The following is an 8,529-nucleotide window of genomic DNA, read 5'->3' as shown; positions in this document are numbered from 1 at the left end:
AACAAAACATTACAATTTTTACATCATCAGCCATAGAGTTTCTCCTCCTCTATAATATTTTTTTCGATTTTAGAAAAATTTTCATCTTTCTAAATCAATTTTAAAGTTTTTTAAAAAATTTTAAAATTTTTTATTTTAAGGAAATACTGTTTAGGTATGCCTTAAAATCACAATTTATGTACTTAATGAGCTAGCTCAGCAGAACATTATGTACTGATTAATATATTTCATTAATAATTAATATAAAGCTTACTTAGAAACTAAAGCCAAAAAGTTTATATACTATGAAACAAGATTTTCAAAGAAAAAATTTAAAAGCAGAAATAAAGAAAAAAAGAAAGAATAGATGGAATTACATTCCATCAAGACTCATATCAATCATGTTTTGAGTTTGTTGAGCTAATTCGTCCGGAAGACCAGTGATATCCATATTTAAAAATCCTCTTACAATCATGGATTCCGCATCTTCTTCGGAAATACCTCTTGAAGTCAAGTAATTGATTTCATCTTCGTCAATCTTACCAACAGCAGCCTCATGAGACAATTCCAAGTTTGCAGAACTTGCTTCAAGTTCAGGAACTGCATAAATTAAACTGTCGTCAGATAAAACCAAACCACTACACTCCAAATGGCCTCTTACACCAGGAACAGTACCTGATAAGTGTCCTCTAGCATATATTTTTGATTCATCCTGAGCAACAGCCCTGGAAATGACTTCCGCTCTGGCGCCTTTGGCATTGAGCAATGCCCTGGAACCGACATCAATGATTGAGTCTTTCTTACCGCCCTGAATGGATTGGAAAATTGCCCTTGAATTTTCCCCATCACAGTAAGCGGTAGGGTAAGACTGTAAAGTGCTTACCGGACTTGTTAAAATGTAATTGTTAATGTAAGTGGTGTTGTCGCCTAACTTAATTCCGGTTCTAGGACGTACTTCAACCTGTTCTGCCCAATTGTGAACCATTGTAAATGTGATTTTAGCACCAGGTTTTAAATACATCTCTGATACACCAACGTGCATTGCAGAAGACACATCATCACCGGTTGCACATCCGGTAATCAAATGAAGCTCGGAATTTTCCTCAGCGATGATTACGTTATGTGCAGTTTGCATGATATCTTCATCACTTATAAACATACAGGCCTGAACAGGCATTACTTCACATGTATTTGGAAGGGACCTTACAAAGTAACCGCTTTTTACACCGTCTTTCTTCTCTCTTAAAGCGGTTTTGGCAGTGTATTTATCAGCATCAGGCTTGACCACATTCCACAGATAATCTTCAAGCCAGTTATATTTTTCCAATGCAATGCCGATATTCATCACTTCGATTGAATCTGACATGGTATTGTTTGTAAAAATGTTACTTTGGTCTACCTGCAGAAACGAACCTGATCTGTTTTTTTCTTCAGTATCAACACCAACTTTGAGAAGGTCGCTTTTGGTTTGTTTGCTTAAATCATCCAAATCATCAATCATGTCCAAAGCGTTAACAGTTTCATCAGTGAAGTTTTCAATAGTTACATCAGCACCAATTGGTGCTTTTTTATCTTTTGCTCTTTCAGCATCCTCATAAACATTGCGCACACTCAACACATCCATTAAAACCGTTTTTCCTAATATCTTCTAAAATTTCAGACGGATTTCCTGAACAGGAAATAACCCCGTCAATTAAAACATGTGCTTTATCTGCACTGACAAAATTTAAAATATAACCCAAGTGAGTAATTAAAAGACCACTTCTTTTCCTGCTGCGTTGTGGTTTGTCCTTGTCAAGCAAAGTTCCAATTTCAGAAGCCAACAATTCAACATTCTCAATGTCCACACCTGAATCAGGTTCATCAAACATTGTGAAATCAGGCATTTGAGCAAGCAACTGCAAGATTTCAGAACGTTTTACTTCCCCACCTGAAAATCCTAAATTAACATCACGATTCAGGAATTCATCACTGAATTTAAGTTGTCTAGCCAAATCTTTCATCCTAGGATTCAATTCATCACTTACATCCTGGTTAGATATAATCTTCAATAAATCCCCTACTGAAACTCCCCTAATAGCAGGAGGTGTTTGGAAACTTACACCAATACCTAACTTAACTCTCTCTGCAGTTGTAAGGCCGGTAATATCCTGACCTTTGAATTTTATGGTACCGTTGACAACTTTATAATTTGGAAAACCTAATATGGTTAAGAATAAAGTACTTTTACCGGCACCATTAGGTCCTAAAAGAACATGGGTTTCACCTTCAGCAATTGAAAGGTTAATATCCTTTAAAACCCTTTTTCCGGCTACTTCAACCGCTAAATTTTCTACTTCAAGCAACATTATAATCACCTTAAAAATAAAAATATGAATTTGTTATATAATAATATAATTATGATTAACAAACTATAAATAGTTAACAATCGTTTTAAATGCAAAAAATAATTTTAAAAAAAAATAAAATAAAAAGAGAATAACTGAACTTATTCAGTTACGATAATGAATTCGCCGACTTTTTCAACTTTAGCAAAAGGAACTAATAACAAGTCACCATTTCTTTTAGCGCCTTTTACATGAATATTACGGTCACTTTCTACCCTAATAGCAATATCAACAATTTTACCAGTTTTTTCGTTGATAATTAATTCATCCAATACACCTAAGATACGTGCATTGTTGGTAGCTACTTGATAGTTTTTGATTTCGCTCCATAATTTTTCTTCTCTTTTAGGAAGTTGTTGTTTATTTTCCATTTAATCACCTAATAAAAATTAAATCTAATTATATAATTATTTAATTTCATTATATTTAAATATAATATTCACTGTACAATTTTTCTGCAACTTTACTATCCAAAAGGGTATTAATATTCAATGCCAACTCCCTTTTTGGAATTATTAACTGATCCTCATCCTGAATGATATTGACACTTCTCAATACATTCAAACCAGAAGGAACATTACCCTCAAATTCATAGGAGTAATTAAGGCCTAACTCTTTGAAAATTTCAACAGGAACCAATGTCGATAATGCATCCTTATCCGATTTGGAGTAATAATCCAACACACAGTCAATAGTTTCAGTTGAAATAAACGGCAAATCGGCATTTATAAAAAGTAAAGTATCTTCACTGGATTTTTCTTCAAAATAATCTAAAATGGATGACAGGTCAGTCAGATAATCATCACCCGAAGTATCGAGAATCTCGAAATCCTGATTTAAGGATTTGAGATATTTTGTGGTTTCACGAGTATGAGGGCTGACCGCAATAACGATTTTATCGATTAATTTAGACTCATTTAGATTATCAATTACATATTTAATCAATGGTTTATTGCATAATTTGAAAAGAGGTTTTTCGCAGGGAACTTCAAGTCTTGTTCCCATACCTCCAGCCATTAAAATTGCATAAATCATGAAAAACCACTTTCAATTTAAGCGAATTTTCCACCCATCATTTTCATACGATCTTTAAGGATACATCTTCCTCCTTGTTTACCTCCAATAGGAACTTTAGGAGTACCCATAGAGTTCATACAACGAGCCATAATAGCAGAACCTAACGCAAGACCGTCTTCAACAAATACGACATTTTCAAACTTGTCCTGAACAGCTTCTAAAATGAGTTGTGGTTTCCTTCCAGTGATTCCTGCCCTACCAGTAATACCTAAAGCGGAACCTGGAACAATGACGTTTTCCTTAAATGCAACATCCAAACATCTTGTAACGATATTTGTACTTACATAATCCAGAGTTGAAAGCAGTGTTGGAAGACCATCGGCATCATAGAACTGTGCACCCAGTTCCATCAGTTCAGGAAGTTTGTCTCCGTTGAATCCAACGTCACAACCAATCAAGGTGGTTCCAGCTTTTTCTGCTGCAACAGGATCCAATGGAACTGTACCGAATCGTTCAACATCCATAGGAACTTTAGTAATATTGATTAATTTATGAGCTTCCAATGCATTGGCTTCAGCTTTCTTATGGTCTGCCTTTTTCATCGCCTTTTCAGAGTATAAATCTAAAGCAGCACCATTCTTCTTGTCAATCTTGCCTGAACCCCTGGCTAGAGAGTCACTTACAACACCTGCAAGACCCAGGAAGTTACCGACAGTATTAGCATATGGTTCATTGTCATTAACAATACGTCCAGCTAATGTGGAACCAAAGTCTAAGGAAACACAAGGGTTTCTATAATCCACATCGGTCCATTTTGCACCTAACTTAATACCTGCAGTTACAAGCTCACCTTCCATTTCATTTGCAACAGTTTCCTTACCTTCCGGAGGAACTACACTAACAACAGCACCATCAAACATGATGTTTTCTAAAAGGGAATGCTTTTGTAATCTTTCAGGAAGTTGTGATATGCTCATTGCAGGAGACATCTTACGTGGAGGAATATCCGCCTCAAGACAACCGTCAGCCAAAGCAATAATAAGCTGACCTGCTTCTTCGGCAGTGGCGAAACCTGCAGTTACACCAGTTGACCTTACAACAAAATCCAAATCCTCATCCTTGTCAACCTGACATTTCCTAAGTGATTCCAATACTGTATCTCTGATAAGTTCGGTTACTGCCTCTTTAGAAAGCTCAATACCCCAAACAGTCTTACCAAAGACCTCTTCATTGGCTTTTGGCGGCCTGATATCTCTTGTCATCTTTACTGTTTTATTAAGCAAATATGACTCACTGGTATTCAGATTAGTGGCCATTACAATGGATTTTGTGGTAGTGTTACCTAATTCAACAGAAGCAGTTACATAAAAAGTATCTGGCTTTTTAACAACCCCTGGGCTGGCAGGACCTGCCTTTTGAGCCCTCAACATTGCCAAATTACCTTCTTTAGAATGAGCAATAACAGGTTTAGGACCCTTCTTAAAAAGTTTACTTAAAAAAGACATTATCAACCTCTCCAATATATAAAGTTAATTAATAATCTCTTTTTAAGATAATATAAATTTTATTAAAAATTTCTTGAAAAAAATTGTTGAAAAAATAGAAAAAAATGATTAGATGAATTGAATCATCTAATCGGGACCCTTTTGTTTATAATAAGTTGTTAATAGGGTGGTCTTCTACAGGTTCAGTACCGATATCTTTTGCTGCTTCAGCAATCATAATATCAGCCATACCACATGCAGGGAACGCAATTCTTGCGTTTTCGATAGGACCGAAAAGAACGAAGTCTCCACCAGCCATTTGTTGAACGATGTTTGAACCGATATCACAAACAGGCCATGCTTCTTTGTGTTCTTTTTTGTATGCTCTTAACCAGTCCCATGCGGATGGAACGTTGTGAATACCAGATCCTACTGGATATCCCCATTTGGATTTAACAGCATAAGATGTTCTTACAGCAGGTCCTGCACCTTGACCTAATGGAGTAACAGCTACATCCATCCATGGTTTTGTAATACCACATTCGTCAGCCATTTCAAGAATACCTTGGTCGATTACATCTCCACCAGTTTCCCAGATTTCGATTTTACCTTCTACACCTGCTTTCATTGGGTTGAAACCTAAGAGAATGGATGCGTCAATGTCTGAGTTTTTAACAGCTTCGATTTCACCAGGTTCTGCTGCCATACTTAAGGAGTTGTATACAGCCCTTTCAGATAAGCCTACTTCTTGAACGTATTCTACACCTGCAATTTTTGCAGCAGCTGCGGTTGAATCTATAAGGAAAGGTTTGTCACAGATGTCACCAACAAACTCTAAGTATTTTACCATAGCATCTGCGGTAGCACCGAAAGTTTGTACAACACAAGGGTTTCCGGTAACATCAGACATTTCTTCCATTGTTTTAATCCTATCTTCAGCAGCATCAGCATCAAAGATACCTGCTTTTTCATCACTAATAATATTGTGTCCGCCGTAAAAGATTGTTCCTGCTAAAACGGTAGGGTATTCACCAGGTTGTCCTCCCATTTTCACTCCAGCAATATCTACGACTAGTTGTTCTTTATCAAATCTAAACATAAGTACGAACCTCCTATAATAAGGTAGATAACATTGACATTACACCGAATTTAATTGCTACAACTAATATAATTAATCCGAGTATAATACCATATAATATTCCAACATCTCTACCAGATTGTTGGCCTAAACGTTGATAATATTCCCCAACAGTGAAATCAACTTTTTCTTCAGCATCATCTAATTTTGCAATGATTGCGTTGACTTCATCTGAAGTAACCATCACTTGAGGTATTGTGTTTTCTTCTTCACTCATAATAACACCTCTAGAATCCTAAAGCTTTTGCAAGGGCAGGGATAATTACAACTAAAAGAAGTGCTATGCAAATACCATAAGCAAATCCTTTGAATCTAGTTGCTAGTAAACCTGCAAACAATTTACCATCTCTTGCAATAAGTTTTGAACTGTATTCTGCATCATCTGCAACAGTTTTCATTCCGCTTATATTTGGTTTATTAGAAATTTGCACCATAATTAAACCTCCCTAGAATAATAAGAATAAAGTTCCTACTATTAAAGTAAAAGCTAATCCTATCATTATTCCTTGAACCTTACCGGCATAATTACCAGCCATGTTCCTTTGGACAGCACCGACCATGTCGATTTTGGTGTTGATATCTCTGATTCTTGCTTCGATAAGAGCAGTTTCAGCAGATACAACTCTCATTTCTTCACCATCGTCTTCTTCGCCGCCGTCATCATCTACAGAAATAACCATAGCTTCTTCTTCAAAAGCACCAGGATCTTTTTCTACACATTCTTTAATTTTAGCGTTAATTGCCCCAGTATCTTCAGTATCAATCAAATCAATGATTTCCAATTGGTTTTGGAATCTTTCAATACCTTCGAGTGGAACATTTTCTACGAAAGGAATAGCGCCTGTTGCGCCAATGATTTTCTTTTTATCTGGGTCCGCACCATTTTCGTATAATGCTTTAATACTTTGACCTGTAATGTGTCCTTGTACTTCAGCACCAGTAACAATTAAGAAACGGATATTAGGGTTTGAAATAATGTTTGCAACAACTTTTTCTATTCCTAAGTTTTCTGTTTTACATGGTCCTGCTATAGCTGCTCCAGATAATTCTGCTTCAATGTGAGAAGCAAGAGTAGTTACAGCAACAGGGCTTTCAGGATCACCTACAATGTAATCCCCACTAATAACAGGCCAGCCATCTGCAGGAGCTTTTTTATCAGCCATCTATAATACCCCCAATGCTTGTAAGAGCGGTAATGCAGCAAATATGATGAAAGATGCTAATAAGAATCCATATACCATGTTTGTTAATAATCCTGCAGTAATGTAGGAACCTTCCCTTCCAGGGTAAGATCCAACAGGACTTGTATATGGGTCTAAAGAAGCCATTAATTCATCAGCAGCCAATTCCACTTTTGCTACTTGTTCATTAACTTCATCCATAGATAAGAGTACAACTCCTGAACCTAAAGATGATCCGATAACCCCAGTTACAGGGTCTAATGCGAAATTCATTTCAGGTACAACTTGTATCATAGGTAACATTTGAGCCATATTTGATTCCTCCTATTCTATTCTCCTACATCAGGCCATAATCCAGCCCATTTGGTTGAAGCTGCATCATTGCATGAAGCAAGTACAAATGCTCTGAATGAAACAATCCATCCAATTAAACCTACTAAGAATACAACGAACCAACCTAATCCACCTGTAGTTACAGACATGAGACCAGTAATAGTCATTGATAAGAATGCAGTAGAACATGCACATTTAAGAGTTCTTAATTGGTCTTCGTTAGGTCCTAAACATGCATTGAATGGGTGTTGGATAGCCATAGTACACATAATAAATAATACAGCAATAAAACCAGTTGCAACAACATGTTCAAATATTGCAGCCATTTCATATGAACCAGCAATAGCAACAGCAAATCCTAAAATTGATAAGGTAGCAGCACCTGCGATTTCAATAGTACATTGAAGCATAATAGGGATTTTCATACCTACAATTTTGGTTGCAACTATAGCGATAATTGCCCCAATAATAACAGCAATAACAAAGGCTGCGACAGGACCAGCAATAGGCATTTTCAACAAACTAGCTGCTAAAACAAGACCTGCTAATGCTGAAATAACACCAACTGAAAGAGACATATAACCAATAGAAGGTACACCAGTACCTAAACCGTAACTTGCCACTCTACGAATAGCATCTGATCCCCAAACAATTGCGAGAACAGCACCAATAGCAGAAATAACTGGTCCTATAACATCTCCTAAAAATCCTGATAAATAAATACAGAGTAATCCGCCAACAATACCTACGGCAAGTAACATAGTTGAACTTACAGCACCTGCAGCTGCACCGTCAGCACTTCCACCAGCAGACATCTTAGATACCTCCAGTTAAAATAATACAAAATATTCCGACAACTATAGATGCGATAGCACATGCAATAGCTCCAGTTCCAATCCTTTTGAATTTTGGATCGTGCATACCTTCAATGGTACCACCAATATTATATGAAGCGATTACAGAGTTAATAAAGAACACACCTACACCTAAAATAGCAGCTAAACCAATAG

At 36.5% G+C, this 8,529-nt stretch carries 12 protein-coding genes; all 12 read right to left on the bottom strand.

Annotation, left to right across the window (positions count from 1 at the left end):
• Positions 1–352: 352 nt before the first annotated feature.
• Positions 353–1,603, bottom strand: coding sequence for a SufD family Fe-S cluster assembly protein (locus Q0W04_RS10035; RefSeq protein WP_298502836.1), 1,251 nt, complete (start codon positions 1,601–1,603; stop codon positions 353–355).
• Positions 1,572–2,327, bottom strand: a complete 756-nt coding sequence (locus Q0W04_RS10030) for an ABC transporter ATP-binding protein (protein WP_298502834.1) — start codon at positions 2,325–2,327, stop codon at positions 1,572–1,574. Before Q0W04_RS10030 ends, Q0W04_RS10035 begins: the two co-directional genes overlap by 32 nt.
• Before the next feature lie 140 nt (positions 2,328–2,467).
• Complete coding sequence (locus Q0W04_RS10025) at positions 2,468–2,737, bottom strand: PRC-barrel domain-containing protein (RefSeq protein WP_296884071.1); 270 nt, start codon at positions 2,735–2,737, stop codon at positions 2,468–2,470.
• Between the two features lie 55 nt (positions 2,738–2,792).
• On the bottom strand, positions 2,793–3,401 hold the full coding sequence (locus tag Q0W04_RS10020; RefSeq protein WP_298502831.1) for an NTP transferase domain-containing protein: 609 nt from the start codon (positions 3,399–3,401) through the stop codon (positions 2,793–2,795).
• 17 nt (positions 3,402–3,418) lie between these two features.
• A complete protein-coding gene (locus Q0W04_RS10015; protein WP_298502829.1) occupies positions 3,419–4,888 on the bottom strand; it encodes a methanogenesis marker 14 protein in 1,470 nt (489 codons plus the stop codon).
• 145 nt (positions 4,889–5,033) lie between these two features.
• The gene (mtrH, locus tag Q0W04_RS10010; protein WP_298502827.1) at positions 5,034–5,966 is read right to left on the bottom strand and encodes a tetrahydromethanopterin S-methyltransferase subunit H; all 933 of its coding nucleotides are present in this window, start codon (positions 5,964–5,966) and stop codon (positions 5,034–5,036) included.
• 13 nt (positions 5,967–5,979) lie between these two features.
• A complete protein-coding gene (mtrG, locus tag Q0W04_RS10005; protein WP_298502824.1) occupies positions 5,980–6,222 on the bottom strand; it encodes a tetrahydromethanopterin S-methyltransferase subunit MtrG in 243 nt (80 codons plus the stop codon).
• A 10-nt stretch (positions 6,223–6,232) separates the two neighbouring features.
• Entirely contained in the window at positions 6,233–6,439 is a 207-nt protein-coding gene (locus Q0W04_RS10000; RefSeq protein WP_298502821.1) for a tetrahydromethanopterin S-methyltransferase subunit F, read from the bottom strand.
• 12 nt (positions 6,440–6,451) lie between these two features.
• A complete protein-coding gene (mtrA, locus tag Q0W04_RS09995; protein WP_298502818.1) occupies positions 6,452–7,168 on the bottom strand; it encodes a tetrahydromethanopterin S-methyltransferase subunit A in 717 nt (238 codons plus the stop codon).
• Positions 7,169–7,498, bottom strand: a complete 330-nt coding sequence (mtrB, locus tag Q0W04_RS09990) for a tetrahydromethanopterin S-methyltransferase subunit MtrB (protein WP_298502815.1) — start codon at positions 7,496–7,498, stop codon at positions 7,169–7,171.
• Between the two features lie 17 nt (positions 7,499–7,515).
• Positions 7,516–8,334 (bottom strand): tetrahydromethanopterin S-methyltransferase subunit MtrC, encoded by an 819-nt coding sequence (mtrC, locus tag Q0W04_RS09985; RefSeq protein WP_298502812.1) that lies wholly within the window; start codon positions 8,332–8,334, stop codon positions 7,516–7,518.
• Position 8,335: 1 nt separating this feature from the next.
• A partial coding sequence (locus Q0W04_RS09980; RefSeq protein WP_298502810.1) for a tetrahydromethanopterin S-methyltransferase subunit D occupies positions 8,336–8,529 on the bottom strand: 194 nt, incomplete at its 5' end.

The sequence above is a fragment of the uncultured Methanobrevibacter sp. genome, assembly GCF_947170395.1.
Taxonomy (GTDB): domain Archaea; phylum Methanobacteriota; class Methanobacteria; order Methanobacteriales; family Methanobacteriaceae; genus Methanocatella.
The sequence above is the reverse complement of the archived record's forward strand: the minus strand, read 5'-3'. Positions and strand labels throughout refer to the sequence as shown.